Annotated in this window: 12 protein-coding genes and 1 other RNA gene; 3 read left to right on the top strand and 10 right to left on the bottom strand. The window is 56.0% G+C overall.

The annotated features are described in order from the left end of the window. Positions 1–2: 2 nt before the first annotated feature. From C7H08_RS08015 to smpB, 10 genes are all read right to left on the bottom strand, one after another. Positions 3–1,388 carry a restriction endonuclease subunit S gene (locus C7H08_RS08015; protein ID WP_188445182.1) on the bottom strand — a complete coding sequence of 462 codons (1,386 nt, stop codon included), beginning with the start codon at positions 1,386–1,388 and terminating at the stop codon, positions 3–5. Then, a complete protein-coding gene (locus C7H08_RS08010; RefSeq protein ID WP_106671214.1) occupies positions 1,378–3,093 on the bottom strand; it encodes a class I SAM-dependent DNA methyltransferase in 1,716 nt (571 codons plus the stop codon). Before C7H08_RS08010 ends, C7H08_RS08015 begins: the two co-directional genes overlap by 11 nt. A 777-nt stretch (positions 3,094–3,870) precedes the next feature. Next, complete coding sequence (locus C7H08_RS08000; protein WP_227663153.1) at positions 3,871–5,616, bottom strand: DUF927 domain-containing protein; 1,746 nt, start codon at positions 5,614–5,616, stop codon at positions 3,871–3,873. 128 nt (positions 5,617–5,744) lie between these two features. Further along, a complete protein-coding gene (locus tag C7H08_RS07995; RefSeq protein ID WP_106671211.1) occupies positions 5,745–6,725 on the bottom strand; it encodes a toprim domain-containing protein in 981 nt (326 codons plus the stop codon). Further along, positions 6,722–6,949, bottom strand: coding sequence for a helix-turn-helix transcriptional regulator (locus C7H08_RS07990; protein ID WP_106671210.1), 228 nt, complete (start codon positions 6,947–6,949; stop codon positions 6,722–6,724). Before C7H08_RS07990 ends, C7H08_RS07995 begins: the two co-directional genes overlap by 4 nt. A gap of 149 nt (positions 6,950–7,098) precedes the next feature. Next, positions 7,099–7,866, bottom strand: coding sequence for a hypothetical protein (locus tag C7H08_RS07985; RefSeq protein WP_106671209.1), 768 nt, complete (start codon positions 7,864–7,866; stop codon positions 7,099–7,101). Positions 7,867–7,924: 58 nt separating this feature from the next. Beyond that, positions 7,925–9,157 (bottom strand): tyrosine-type recombinase/integrase, encoded by a 1,233-nt coding sequence (locus tag C7H08_RS07980; RefSeq protein ID WP_106671208.1) that lies wholly within the window; start codon positions 9,155–9,157, stop codon positions 7,925–7,927. A 200-nt stretch (positions 9,158–9,357) separates the two neighbouring features. Next, positions 9,358–9,720: a transfer-messenger RNA gene (ssrA, locus tag C7H08_RS07975) on the bottom strand. Between the two features lie 81 nt (positions 9,721–9,801). Next, positions 9,802–11,199: a wax ester/triacylglycerol synthase family O-acyltransferase gene (locus C7H08_RS07970; RefSeq protein ID WP_227663151.1), complete on the bottom strand. Its 1,398-nt coding sequence runs from the start codon at positions 11,197–11,199 to the stop codon at positions 9,802–9,804. 155 nt (positions 11,200–11,354) lie between these two features. Beyond that, positions 11,355–11,837: an SsrA-binding protein SmpB gene (smpB, locus tag C7H08_RS07965; protein ID WP_106671206.1), complete on the bottom strand. Its 483-nt coding sequence runs from the start codon at positions 11,835–11,837 to the stop codon at positions 11,355–11,357. Positions 11,838–12,018: 181 nt separating this feature from the next. Between smpB and C7H08_RS07960 the strand changes: the two genes are divergently transcribed. The 3 genes from C7H08_RS07960 to C7H08_RS07950 are packed head-to-tail and all read left to right on the top strand — an operon-like array spanning position 12,019 to position 14,397. Beyond that, the gene (locus tag C7H08_RS07960) at positions 12,019–13,614 is read left to right on the top strand and encodes a sodium-dependent transporter (protein ID WP_106671205.1); all 1,596 of its coding nucleotides are present in this window, start codon (positions 12,019–12,021) and stop codon (positions 13,612–13,614) included. A 58-nt stretch (positions 13,615–13,672) separates the two neighbouring features. Then, a complete protein-coding gene (locus C7H08_RS07955; RefSeq protein ID WP_106671204.1) occupies positions 13,673–14,119 on the top strand; it encodes a type II toxin-antitoxin system RatA family toxin in 447 nt (148 codons plus the stop codon). Continuing rightward, a complete protein-coding gene (locus C7H08_RS07950; protein WP_106671203.1) occupies positions 14,119–14,397 on the top strand; it encodes an RnfH family protein in 279 nt (92 codons plus the stop codon). The genes C7H08_RS07955 and C7H08_RS07950 overlap by 1 nt, the downstream gene beginning before the upstream one ends. The last annotated feature ends 3 nt before the right edge of the window (positions 14,398–14,400 follow it).

The raw sequence follows: 14,400 nt of genomic DNA, 5'->3' as shown, positions 1-14,400 counted from the left end.
ACTCAGGCCTCCATAATGTCGATCAAGCAGGAGTCAGTAAGCAATTGCGGTAGCAAGGTATCGCGAAGATTAGCTAAAGAACCCGATTCCCGGGCTGAGATTTCAATATTTTTATAGATACTTTTGGCTATCTTGGTATAGGAATTGATTAAGTCTTCCTGGGGTACTGCTACAGGAATAACCTTGAAGCTCTTCTTACTTATTTCTGCAAATGTAGTACCACTGGCTCGTCCTTCAATCTCATTCATCCTGGACACACACCACTGTAGGACAAATTCTGGTGATAGTGACTTGTCGCACTTCATTGCGATGTAGCCTTGGTTGACCGCAACAGGGGTTTTCGCAAGAGCTAGATATCCAACGGGGGCACGAGATGACATTAACACCGTATCAACGGGTAGCAGCCCTGAGCTGATCTTGGTTAAGCCAGCTGAAGTTATTTTTCTCTCAGTATCAATAAGGACCTTATCATTAAGGCCGGAGAGGTCTTTCGGAGTCGTCCAATGGATTTTCCCACCTTCCCAGAAATCGCGATTCTTTGTTGAAGGTGTACCACCACCCACGACGGTCACCTCGTCACCGATTTGACTAACATTCCACCCCTCTGGAATCTCCTCTAACTCGCTATCCTGCATAGCCGACGGAAATAGCTCGGCGGTGTTGCGGAGCTCTGCGTAGTGCTCGGGCTGTTCGGCCTGAAGGCGGAGAAGCTCCATTTCGACTTTGCCGGAAATGGCCTGCATGGCAGCGAGCAGTGCATCTTCTTCGCTGCCGCCGGCTTCCAGTGCAGCGTGCTTGGCTTTGACCGGCTCGAAATCGACAAACCAGCTTTTGAAGATGGCCTGGGCAATCTGTTCGAGGGTTTGGTTGATCCTATGGTTCATCTGGATCTTGTCAGCAAGTGAGCCCAGAGTATCCGCGATTTTTGCCTCATGTGGTTCCCTTCTCGGGATTTCCAGTGACTTTAAGGTAGGTATCCGTACGTTGCTTACGGTTGTCCCGGTTCCTTCGTTCCAAGAAATCTGGTGCTGGACAAAAGGAGACTGCAGGGCCCAATACAAATAACGCCCGTTGACAGACTTCTTGGGTCGAAGTAAAACTTGACGTTGACCCAGGCAGCATGTGAGGCCTTCAGGTATCAAGCAGACTTCGCCCATCGGAGCCTCGCGTGTAAAAACGATATCGCCGGCTTGCGGGACAGCTCTTTTTATCCTCGACTGGTAGCCAGCGGTGTCAGTGAAGCTTGGTGATGAAAGGTCGAGCTGTCCATTTCGGATGTTTTGATTGCGCAGGACGATCATCCCCTCGTCGGTCCACTTTGGCGTGGAATGCGGGCAATCCACAATTAGCTCGCACATGGACTCAAGAGAGTTTGTTTCAACACTCATATCCAAGCCCCTTAAGATTTTGCTTGATCTCAGCTTCCAGCCGATCACTTTCAGCAAACTGCTCTCCTAACTGCCCGGTCAATCGGGCCATCTTCTCCGTTAAGGGTTCCCCATCTTCTTCCTGTTGCTGAGCTCCCACATAACGCCCCGGCGTCAGCACGAAGTCATGTTTCCTAATTTCATCTATGTTGGCGGATTTGCAGAAGCCGGCAACATCCTCGAAGTTTTCGCCACGCTGCCACGAATGAAAGGTGTCGGCTATTTTGGCAATGTCGTCGTTCGTGAAGTCCCGCAGTACCCGATCTCTCAGAAAGCCCAGATTGCGGGCGTCGACAAACAGAAACTCTTCGCGGCGGTCACGTTTTTTCTCGTCGCGCACCATGCCGTTTGCTTTGTCACGGGTCAGAAACCAGATGCAGGCCGGGATCTGTGTGTTGGTAAATAGCTGGCCGGGGAGGGCGACGATGCATTCCACCAGATCCTCTTCGACCAAACGCTTACGAATGTCGCCTTCGTTGTTAGAGTTGGAACTCATGGAGCCGTTGGCCAGCAGCAGGGCCATACTGCCGGTGGGTGCCAGGTGGTGTATCATGTGCTGCATCCATGCGAAGTTGGCGTTGCCCTTCGGTGGCGTGCCGAATTTCCAGCGGGCGTCGTCGGCCAGGGATTCGCTCCACCAGTCCTTGGTGTTGAAGGGTGGGTTGGCCATTACAAAGTCGGCGCGCAGATCCGGGTGCTGGTCGTCGACAAAGGTGTCGGCGTTTTTCTTGCCAAAATTAAAATCAATGCCTCGGATGGCCATGTTCATGGCTGCCAGGCGCCAGGTGGTGGGGTTTGATTCCTGGCCGTACACGGAGATGTGCTTTTTCTGTTCGGCGGGATCGTAGTGTTGCTCTTTGGCGTGCTCTTCGATGAATTTGTCGCTGGAGACGAAGAAACCCCCGGAGCCCATGGCGGGGTCATATACGCGACCGGAATAGGGCTCGAGCATTTCTACAATCAGGGTGACGATGCTTTTGGGGGTGTAGTACTGGCCACCCTGCTTGCCCTCAGCCAGCGCGAACTGGCCCAGAAAGTATTCGTATACATGGCCAAGGATGTCCTTGCTCTGCAGGCTTAGTTTCTCACCGCCCAACACTGGTTTGGTGAAGGAGGTGTCGGAGAAGGTGTTAATCAGGCCCAGCAACTTGTCGTTTTCCAGTTGGTACTGGCTGATACGGTTCAGAATACCCTTGAGCTTGGCGTTGTTTTTCTCGATTTCTTCCAGGGCGTTGTCGATCAGCCAGGACACGGAACGCAGTTTTACATCGTTACCTGCATCGTCTTGCCAGAGTATGGTGCCCACGGGTAGGACGGCTTTTTCCTTGAGCGTGTTCCAGCGGGCGGGTTTGGGTACCCAGAACACGTTGGCTTCACGGTAGTAGTCCAGTACCTCCAGTTCTTCTTCCAGCGCCTGCTGATATTCCTCGTCGCTATCGAAGTCCTCGCGTGGGAGGTAGTAGATGTTGTCGTCGCTGCCGGTTTTGAAGAGTTCCAGCAGTTCTTCCTGCCGTTCCTCGAAGGCATCAGACACGTACTTCAGGAAGATCAGCCCCAGCACCACATGCTTGTAGTTCGCCGCGTCTAGATTGGCGCGCAGTTTGTCGGCTGCCTTCCAGAGCTTATCGTCCAGGGCTTTGAGGAATTGCTGTTCCGTGTTGTTCATTGGTCGGTCGTTCCCTATGAGAAGTTACTGCTTTCGTTCTCTGATAAAGCGTAAAAGCACGGAGCGACAAGATGTGTCGGTTCGTGCCTTCGATTGTTCCGGAGTGTAACGGGCAATACCGGGGTGTATTGCTTGCTAACCACTCGATATGGATTGTTTTACGTTACTTGTTGGGGTTAGGCAAGGATCGGGGGGGCTCGGGAGAAACGACGGGCTGCTCACAAGAAGTGTGGTAATCGCCACGTAACCGCGCTCCCTCTGAGCAGTATCTGTTCCTCGGCGGATAGCAACGTTGGCAGGCCATTATATGGTTGATCATTGCATCATGGGCAGGCTTCCATGCCTGCATGCGCTGTATATAGTCTGAGCGGCTGTCACGCGCTCTTGTGGGGGCTGGTTGGTCGTCCGCCAGCTGCTTGCCATCTGACCGCATGAGCCTGAAGTACGCCAGCAAATGACTCCGGCTGGTTGCTCCCTCGGCAATGTCCTGCATATCGTCCTCCGATAGCAGGGCTCGCAAACGGGCGGGGCTGGCCTGAAGGGTTTGGGCCAACTCAAAAAGCAGGGCGTCGGGGTTTGCAGGTTGTTCGGTCTGCCAAACCTCCTGGTATTCAAGCGCCCCCTTTTTGTCAGGCCCCCTAAGTTTTTCCAGGGAACACGGGGAACAGGGAGAACACTTATGATCTATAGGAGCTTTTCCTGTTCCCTCTGCGACTTGGGTCGGGGGAACGTGGGGAACACTTTCAATACCCATGGTTTGCAGGATGCGGGCAATGCTCATTCGTCTGCTCCCTCATCTGGCCTGACCCAGTAAAGACCTGGGGTCTCGTTGCCAATTCGGGTTTTCTTCGACTTCTTACCGTGGTCGTGGTCAACAATCCATCCGGCACAATCCAGTGCGGCCAATATCCGTTTGAGGTCGAAGCCTGTGGCGGCCTCTCGCAATCCATGACTGAAAAACAGGTATACCCGGCCTCCGGCATTGTCTACCCAGTATCCTGCGCGATCTCGGGTTCCCAGGCTGCCCTCTGGTTCGTCCTTTGGGGCAAAGCGGGCGCTTCCGTGTTTGGCGATAAACTCTCTTATGCCTGCAAGTATCTGGCTGTTTTCGTTTTGCCCTGGCCCCCTGTGTTCTCGCCATGCGTTGAACGTGTCCAGTGCAGCAGTGATCGCGGCGCCGTTTTCCCAGTCTGTTAACCCGTAGTGTGTTGCTAACTCCCCAGCCATAGCTATCAGGGCAAAGGTGCCCGCGGCTCGGGACTCCAGGCCATCTCTTCCGGCGAACTCAGGCGCTTGCATGATCGCGGCGTACTGGTGCTTCAGGTCTCTGGAATCTTTTAGAAGTGCTGCCACAAAGGCAGGCCCTGTGTGTCCGTAATTCTGGTTCGTCGCCTGTTTCAGATAGTCCGCCAGGGCGCGGGCGGTTTTATGGTCGTGAAGGTGGTCGAACAAACCGTAACGGCGGTTCGTTGCGGGAATGTCCAGCAGCCGGGCTCCTTGACCTGCTTTCGCTTTCTGGTTGGCTTCTCCCATGTGGGCGCTTAATGTCCGCTCGCCACTGGATAGGAGCATGACCCGCCAGCGTTGAGACTCACGGGCTCCACCAGTTCGCCGGGCCCGTTGTTTTCCCTGCCCGTTCGCTAGTGCGTACACGACAGTCCCGATTTCCCTTGGGTTGCTCTCGCTGATTTCATCCAGGGGCAAAAGCGTGTCATTCCGGGCGGCCGCGGTGGCCTCTAGGCCGTTGCCGGTTCCCCGCCAGGTCATTACATAGCCGGGGCTGCCCCATATGCTGGCAGCCACCTGAAGCGCGGTTGTCTTGCCTTTGGATGAATCGCCTTGCAGGTGAAGGCCAGCGCCCCCGGCCTCCTGCTGAGCAGCTATTTTCAGCAGGGGTGCGGCCAAGGCGCACGACACGGAGACAATCAATAATGGGTTGGCATTGCAGTGCTGGCCCACGCTTTCACGCCAGCCTTGCAGGCTGCCGCGCTGCATGTAGGCGTCATGTGCGGCGTGTTCCGACTGGAAGCGGTAACTGTTGTCTCCAATGGTGCGGCCAGGCAGAACGAAAGCAGTGTTGTCCCGATTCCAGCCGGTGCGAGTGGCTGCCACAACACGGGCGGGCGGATACTGCTCCATCATCCACTCAGACAGCAGCCTTTGGGCCTTGGGATTAATCCGGGCCCCGTTGTCCAGCAGCTCCCCGCGGAGCTCCTCCCCGCTGCCTTTGAGCATGTACATGGGGGCAGCCCACTCCTTAACCCGACCTTGTGAATCCCAGAATCGAAGGATCAAGCCGTATCCGCTGCCGATTTCGTCCCGGGTCTCTGCCGCGGCCTCAAGCGGCGTGCTGATCCATATGTCTATGGGTTCCGGTTCGCTGTCCGCTCTGGGGTTGGTGGTGCTATGCCAGTAAAGCCCCGGCTTTCGGCACGCTCCGTGCAGGCTGTACCAATCCGGGTGATTCAGGAAACATGGGCGCTTAATGTTCGGCTCCGGCGCGTTTGCGGGCGGTTGCTCCATTGGGTAAACCGGGTTCAGTGTTCCCTCTGTTCTCTCTTCGTTTTTGTACGGGGGAACGCTATAAGCCACGTCACGGCTGCCTGTACTCTCTGTTCCTTCTGTTCCCTCAACAAAACGAGAGTCCGGGCTCATCGCTGCCCCCTCTGCCAGTTGTGCAGGTCGTTAAAATCGGAAAGGTGCAGGGGTGCCGCTGGCGGCCATTCCGGTAGGGCAAGCTGTGCCCCGGCTGCCAATGCTGCGGCTCGTGCGGCTGCGGCTCCTGGGTTGCCCGGTGTCTGGCGGTCGTCATCGCCGCAAACAATCAGGTCAGCATCGGGCCAGTGGTTACGGGCCCCGGTTGCTACGGCTTGCAGGTTGGAGCAATCCACGGCGGCCAATACCAGGGCGGCTGGATCTATCTCTGCTAAGGTGCAGCCCGTGGCCCAGCCTTCACAGATCAGAACGCGGGCGGGGTCGTTGGGGCCATCCACTACGATGAGATGACCGGACTTCTTGCCGCCAGCCATCAGGCGCTTACCTCCGGCCTCGCCTATGGTTTGCAGGCTCCAGCTCTTGCCGCTGAAATCCGACAGCAGTAACACAAGCTCTCCGTCTTGCTGGCGGGCTCTGTGGGGCTGTATGCCTTTGCGTAGCAGATAGGGGTGTTCTGGGTCGGCCGGTGGGCATGATCGCCAACGGCGGCTGGCCGCGGCGGCTCTGGCTTCCCATCGCCTGGCCTGTTCCTCCTCCCGGATTTTTCGTGCCTCAGCCATCCGGCATCTCAGCTCTCGCTGTTCTTCCGCCGTCAGGGTGTCCATGGAATGGGCGACCCACTTCATTTCAGCCCCGGTGCTCCAGTCCCCGGCGATAACGACAAAGGGCAGGCCGCGGTCAAAGTAGGCAATCAGCCATCCGTTTTTGCTGCGGGGTTTGCGGGCAGTGCCGAACCGTAGCGGCTTGCCTTCGGCATCAGGAAGGCGTGATAGCAGGGCATCCATGTTTTCGGGCTCTATGTCGTGCTCCAGCACAGCTACCCGTATGGCTTCTAGCCGGTCTGGATAGCTGTCGGTGGTGCTATAGCGGCTAAGGGACTGGTGCCTTGCCCCTTCGGAGGCGCGTGCCTTTTTCATGCCTGGACTCCTTCCATGCGTTCAGCTATCCAGTTACGGATTACTGATTCCGGCCACGCCACTGCGCGGGCACCGATCTTTACAGGTTTAGGGAAGGTGCCGGTGGACATGCCTTCATAGATTGCGCTGCGGCTGCGACCTGTAATGGCCTCCACTTCCTTACGGCGCAACATGCGATCAATGTGTTGACGGGTGTCTTCTGTGGAGATCGGTTGTGCAGTCATTTCGGATTACCCCTTGGTTCCGGTTAGGTTCGGGGTAATCTTCTAATGCTCGGTGGGCTTTTTGCAGGTGTAGGGGGTGCAGGGGAAGGGGTGTAGGTCGGCGCTCAAGCTCATGAGCTGCAAGGCCAGGGAGGGGTGTAGGGGTGATTTTACCAGCCCTTATCTAAGGCCCATTGTGGTTTGATTATCGTGGCTCCGGCGTCTGCGTTTTTTGCGCTTAATCCCTCCTTCATCAGCCAGGCTTTCACATCATCTTTTTTGGGACAGGCACTCCGGTCAGTTCTGTCTGCATTTTGCCAGTAAGTGCGCCAGGCCCGCAGAAGGGCTTCCAAGTGAGGTAGCTCCCCAGTTGCCAGGGCTCCTGTTAGAGAGCGAGCGTCTGAGCTTTGAGTATCCGGTTCTTCGGAATTTGCAGTTGTGGTCTGCTCTGGCTCCTGCTGGAGGGTGTCAGGCTCTGTTGCTAGGCGTTTCAAGTCATCCCCCCAACAAAGAATTTCGCTCGAGTGGCACATGACAACCTCTTTGGACTTGTCATGTAGTCTTACCTTGGAGGGGGCACTTGCCTCTTCAAAGAATGGTGTGTCGTTTGTTATCAGGCCATCAACTCTCTCGTCAATGAAGCCAATATTGACCGCGACTGAACTACAGAGCGGCGACGTTCTCTCACGAACGGTTTCTGGCTGGCTGGCCCAGTATGTGTAGTGTTTTTCGATCTCTGCGAGGCTTGATAAATCAAGTCGCAGATAAAATTTCTCTTCGCCTCTAGTTTCGCCAGTCTCCAAAGCGTGAAGGATTGCCCAGGAGTCAACAAATGTATACATTTTCAGCCTGCCGGTAGCCCCAAGGTGCAGAACATAATCCAAGGTAAGTGGAAAAGGGAATTTATTCAGTTCGGTCAGATAATAGTAATCTCGCACGGCGCTCCCTCTTTGGTGTTTCTTTATAATTTTTGTGGTTGCCCAACTTGGAAACCTATCAGTCGGCGACCTGTCGAATGGGTGTCACGTTGTTGTCCAGCTTCTTCAGGCTGTCCAGGTAATTGGCCCATTGCTGCATCATTTCCCGACGCTCTGGTAGCCAAGTGGTGCGGTTGTAGGCTCTGCCGTGTGTGTCGGCCACCCGGTGGGCCATCTGCATTTCTATGATTTCCGTCCGGAAGTCCAGCCGTTCAGTTAGAACTGTCTTTGCCATGGCGCGGAAGCCGTGCCCGGTCATTATGTCCTTTAGCTCCATGCGCTTCAGGGCCCCGGTTATTGCGTTCTCGCTCATGGGACGGCCCCGGCTGTGGCCGTTCGGGAACACCCATTCTGACTTCCCGTTGACTTCCTGAAGCTCTCGCAATAGCTCGACTACCTGGCGGGCGAGTGGAACTACCAGTGACTCCCCGTTCTTTGTGGTTTCTGTTGTCCAGGAGGCAGCATCCCAGTCGATTTCATCCCAGCGCATTTGGCGAAGATTGCCGGGGCGTAGAAAAACATAAGGGGCCATGGTCAGGGCCTTGCGCACGGTTGGCGTTCCCCAGTAGCCATCTAGGGTTTTGAGTAGCTCGGCTATCTCGTTGGGAGTCACTACGGCGGCGTGGTGCTTTGGCTTGGCCGGCGGTAGAAGGCCGCGAAGGTCTGCAGTAACGTCCCTGCTGGCCCGGCCCGTGCTCACGGCGTAACGGAATACTTGGCCTATCAAGGTTTTTACCCGGTGGGCGCTTTCCAGGTGGCCCGCTCTATCAATCTCTCGTAGGACAAGCAAAACGTCGGTTGGCTCGATTTCAGCCATCGGGTGGCGGCCTAGTTTCGGGTAGGCATACATTTCTAACCGGCGCTCGTTACGGTTCCATGTGGTGTTACCAACTGATTTTTTGTGTACGTGCTCCAGCCATTCGAGGGCCACGGCTTTGAAGTTGTTGGCGGAGGCTTCGATCCGTTCGGCTTTATTGGTAGCCCGGTGGGTAACTGGATCGATACCTTCCGACAGCATGCGCTTCGACTCGTCTCTTTGGGCGCGGGCTTGCTTTAGGCTGACAGCCGGGTAGTTGCCGATGGTTAGGGTTCTCTCTTTTCCGCTGTAGCGGTATCTGAACCACCAGACCTTAGAGTCAGGCTTAACGACAAGGGTTAGCCCTCCGCCATCGGCAAGTTTCCGTTGTGGCTTGCCTTCGGTGTTGGCATTCCTTACCGCGGTGTCTGTCAGCTTGTTGGCCGCTCTGCTCATGGCTTCCCGCTTCCATTGTGGGTATGGGTATGGGCAAACGTGAATGCGCCCGATTTATACCCACAACCATACCCACAAAAATATCTGGATTCCAGCGGTACAAGTTGGAATATTCAGGAAGGCTAAAACGAGAAAAGCCCCGACTGGCGGGGCTTTTGATGGTGATTTAGGTTCCGGTGAAGTCCGGCTAAATCTTTGTTTGGTGGAGACGGCGGGAATTGAACCCGCGTCCGCCAGCACTATGCCTTGAGATCTACATGTTTGTGTCCTTCTATTGATTTAACCTCAAGCGACCCGAAGGCCAGGGTGCAGGAGGCGAGTTCTTTAAATCTTAGCCGCTAGCCAGTGAACTCTGGATAACGGAGCATCCCGTAAGCGATGACGTCCTGAAATGTAGCTCTGGGCTACGGGCGACCCAGTCAGGACGACTAGCAGCTTACGCTGCTAGTGAGTAGTTTTCGTCGTTTGCGACTATTGCGTTGCAGCTTTGGATTAACGAGATTGGCTGCCATCTCGACATGCACCCAAGGGTTCGCCACCAGCGTCGAAGCCATGTCGTCCCCTTATGCCGTAGTATATGTGTCCGCATTGGCGTACTTCAAGGGTTCTTTTTCTCTGCTGTTCATTATTTGTACCTATCTCGCTCAGGACGCATGCCGTATATCAGTGTCTTGTTCCTCTGCCAGAGCGGCCTGGTACAGGGCCTGGAAGCTTTCCTGGAAGTATCGCATAACAGCTTCTGGCTCTGCGGGAATGCCCTTGTCTACGGTTATGCCGAACTGCACAGTGTCGGCATAACTGAAAATGCTCATGCCAATGCCGATGTTGCCGCTCTGGGGCACCCAAAACATAGGCTGTATCAGCTTGCTGCCCGCCAGATAGACGGCGTAACGGGGGCCAGGCACGTTGGTGAGTACTGCCGAGGCTTTGTTGCTGAGCAACTCCAGCGCCCGCCGCTCGATGACATCCGGGCCGCGCCCGAACAGGTCAAGCAGGCTGAAAGTGACTTGCGCCTGGTAGGAGCGCTTCAGCCGGTTCATGTTTTCCCGCACCTGGCGGAAACACATGATCGGATCGAGTACTTCTATGGGCAGGTTCACCAGGACCATTCCGAACCGGTTGCCCAGGGTGTCGATCGGTTGGTCCAGGGGCCTCAGGTTAAAGGGCACCGCCACACGGATGCCGCAGTCGGGAACCGGCTGTTGCTGTTCGGCGAAGTGGCGGCTCAGTGCTCCGGTGGCGACGCACAACAGAACGTCGTTAACGGTTCCCCCCAGGATTTTGGCGCACTGCTTTACCTCAGCCAGTACTAGCGGTTCGGCCCAACCCACTTTCTTTCGTCCCACCAGTTGGCGCTTCAGGCTGGTGTCGGGTTCAGCCGGCGCAAACCCGAGTTTCACCAGGTCCATGGCAATGCCGCCGGCGGTGGCCGCCAGCTTCAGTGGATAATTGGGATCGTGGCGTACCGAAGCCAGAAACAGGCTGGCTTGTTGCCAGCCGGCCTGACCGCTGTCTACCAGCCGATGCAGAAAGCGTGAGGTGGCACGGCCTTCCGGTTTTACCGATTTGCGCAGGCCGGCAAATTTTTTCAGCTTCGGCTCTGGTGTGCGGTCGGTGAGAGACATCAGTACCCGCGCCAGTGAAATACCGTCGGCGATGCAGTGATGTATTCGTATCAGCAGCGCGGCGCCTTCCTGATAGTTTTCAATGTAATGCATTTGCCAGAGCGGCCGGCGGAAATCCAGTGAAGTGCTATTGAGGTCGCTGGCCAGGGCCTGGAGCTCTTCCTTGCCGGCTTTGCCGGGTAAGGCGATGCGGTGCAGGTGGTTATCCAGATCAAACAGTGTGTCATCTTGCCAGTAGGCCCGGTCTCCTTTTTCCACCACCCGCTGTCGAAACCGATGATACTTCAGAAAACGCTCTTCCAGCGTGTGCTTCAGCCGTTTGATGGATATGGGGTGCTCGAGTATCAGCACTCCGGAAATCATCATCGGATTTTCCGCGGTATCCATGCGTAGCCAGGCGCGATCGACCGACGTCATCGCTGTCCTTTTAGGTACCATAAGCCCTCCCTTTGCCATGTACCGAATAATGGGGCCGCCTGGTTACTGCTTTCGGGGCCGGATCAGAGTTAACATTCGAGTATAGGAGGGATTCGGCAGGACGGAAAGAGGGGGCGAATGCGACAGAGCGAGGCTCAGGTGTTGGCGTCGCGCATGATTCTCTGCTTCTGGCGGTTCCAGTCGCGCTCTTTCTCGGTGGCTCGTTTGTCGAAGAGCTTCTTGCCTTTAACCAGGGCAATTTCGCACTTCACTCTATTCTGTTTCCAGTACATCGCCAACGGAATGCAAGTGTAGCCGTCCTGACTGACCTGACCGACGATTCGGGCGATTTCTTTGGCGTGCAGCAGCAACTTGCGAGTACGGGTCGGATCCGCGATGACATGGGTGGAGGCCGCATTCAGGGGCATGATATGCGCGCCCAGCAGCCAGGCTTCGCCATCTTTGAGAAGCACGTAGGCATCTACCAGTTGGCCCTTGCCGGCGCGCAGGGATTTCACTTCCCAGCCCAGCAGAGCGAGGCCCGCTTCAAACCGGTCCTCAATGTGGTACTCGTGTTTCGCCTTTTTGTTGAGGGCGATGGTGCTGCTGGTTGGTCCGCTTGCTTTCTTCTTGCTCATGAATCCTGTCCGGGATCGGAAGAATGTGTATGCCGGCGTGATGTACGTTGACCGGCAAAACGCGCATTGTAGCTCAGGACTGCCGGGCGGGTCACGATTTCACCGATGGGCCGGAAGTGCGGGTCGTTCAGGTGCCATGTGTTCGGCTACAATGAGGCGCCATTGTTTGTCAGGGATCGGAATGCTGGGCAAGTATCACACATCGATCGGGTCGTTTACCCGAAAATCCACCTTTTTCTGGGCTTCGGTTGGTGCAACCGTGGGCCTGGCCAACCTGTGGCAGTTTCCGTACCTTGCGAGTATTCATGGTGGCGGCCTGTTTATTTTGCTCTATCTGGCCTGCCTGCTACTGGTAACCTTGCCGTTGATGGTGACTGAAGCCGTGATCGGTCGGCACTCGCGCCATGGTATTGTGTTGGCGATGGATGGGCTGGTCAAAAGCGCTGGCTGCTCTTCCCTGTGGCGATTGGCCGGGCCGCTCAGTGTGGTTGCGGCATTTCTGGTGCTGTCTTTTACCGCGGTGTTTGGCGGCATTGTCCTGGCGTATGTATTCTTCGGTGCGACCGATCGCTTTGGTACCGCGACGCAGGTATCGGCAACCGGTATTCTTTCGGATTTCGTCTCCGATCCTGGGCGTTACCGGGAGTTCATGGCGTGGCATGCGTTTTTCCTGATCCTTGTGGTTTGGGTGTCAGCCCAAGGGGTCGTGAAGGGGCTTGAGCGATCGCTACGCATAATTGTGCCTTGCGCACTTTTGCTGATGCTGGCGTTGTTTGCTTTGTCGGCCAGTCATGGCCGGCTGGACGCAGGTGTAGAGCACATTCTGGCGCTCAGACCAGCTGATGTTGGTTTTGACAGTGTCCAGGCGGCTTTATTCCACGCGTTCTATACCCTGGGCTTGGGTATGGGTGTGTGGGCAATCTTCGGCGCATACAGCACATCGCACACCCGGCTTAAACGTTCGGTGCTTGCGGTGGTATTGATGGATACGCTGGTCGCCATCATGGCCGGCCTGATGATGTTCTCGGTGGCGCTGGATGGCGCCGCTCTGGACGGTCAGCGAGGGTTTGGTTTGCTGTTTGTGTCGCTGCCGGTGACTCTGGCGCAACTGCCCTATAGCCAGGTGGTCATTACGGCTGTTTTTCTTTTGGTGGTGATGATCGTTTGGGCGACCGCTATCTCATTGCTTGAGCCTGTGGTTGGCTGGTTTCGTGAATGGATCGGCGCTCCGAGGGCCTGGTCCGCGGTGCTTGCCGGCGTTGCAGTCTGGGCGGCTGGCCTGGCGACTTTGTTTTCGTTCAATCTGTGGGCAGATGTTCAGTTTGTTGGTGCTACGGCATTTCGATGGTTGGAATTGCTCACCGGAGGGATACTGGTCCCGCTGGTGGCAATTCTGATTGCCACCTTCGCCGGCTGGTGTCTCACCCGGCTATACACGGCCAGTATTCTCGGCCCTGCGCCGGTGATCATCCGGAAAATCTGGTATTGGGTCATGCGCCTGGTCCTGCCGGTTGTGGTTGCCTGGATCGGGCTGCAATACACGATGTTCTCGCTGTCGAATCTGTGTAATAACGGCAGCGCGGCAATCTGGTGTGGTCAGGAAGATGTGGCAGGGGAGTCCGTGCAGCCATCGCAAGATGAAGAGCCAGGTGACGGGCAGTCAGCACCGAATAGAGGCTCAGAAACCTCCGGGCCGCAGCCCGGACAAGGTAATCCGGCGTCTGAGCCGGTTGAAAACATCCCTGCCGGGGACGATATCCTTTATCATAGTGTGTAACCGGCGCTGCTGAATCGGCCGGGCTCAATGGTTTTAACGCGCAGGAATCCTGGTTTTCATGGCCCATCAGATTGATAAAACCGCGTTGGTTATGCATTCGGCTGAACGCATGTTCCATCTGGTCAACGATATTGCACGCTACCCGGAATTTTTACCTTGGTGCGCGGGGGCCGAAGTGCACGAACAGACAGATGCAGAAATTATGGCCTCCCTTGAAATAGCCAAGGGCGGTGTGCGCCACCGCCTAACCACGCGCAATCAGTTGTTGATGCCGGAAACAATTGAAATGAGTCTGGTGGACGGGCCGTTGAAAAATCTCAGAGGTCGTTGGCATTTTCGGGCCCTGGATGATCATGCCTGCAAGGTCATTCTCACCCTGGAGTTCGAGTTTTCGAGTTCCTTGTCCAGAATGACCTTCGGGCCGGTGTTCAATCAGGCGGCCACAACCATGGTTGATGCGTTTTGCCGTCGCGCTGATGACATTTACCGGGGAGGATTGGCCTGATGCGGGTGGAAGTTGCCTTCGCGCGCCTTGAGAAACAGCAGATTGTCGAGGTTCAGGTTGCTGAGGGCACGACTGCGATTGAAGCGGTGAAGTTATCCGGAATTACCTCAATCTTTCCGGAAATCGACCCGGATGCAATTGACATGGGCGTGTTCGGGAAGGTCATCAAAGACCCTGCTGCGCACGAACTTCGTGATGGTGACCGGGTTGAACTGTACCGCCCTTTAAAGATCGATCCGAAGCAGGCCCGGCTCAACCGGGCCAACAGGAAGGGCTAAGGC

It is taken from the genome of Marinobacter halophilus (genome assembly GCF_003007685.1).
Classification (GTDB): domain Bacteria; phylum Pseudomonadota; class Gammaproteobacteria; order Pseudomonadales; family Oleiphilaceae; genus Marinobacter; species Marinobacter halophilus.
This window is presented reverse-complemented; position numbering and strand designations above follow the sequence as displayed.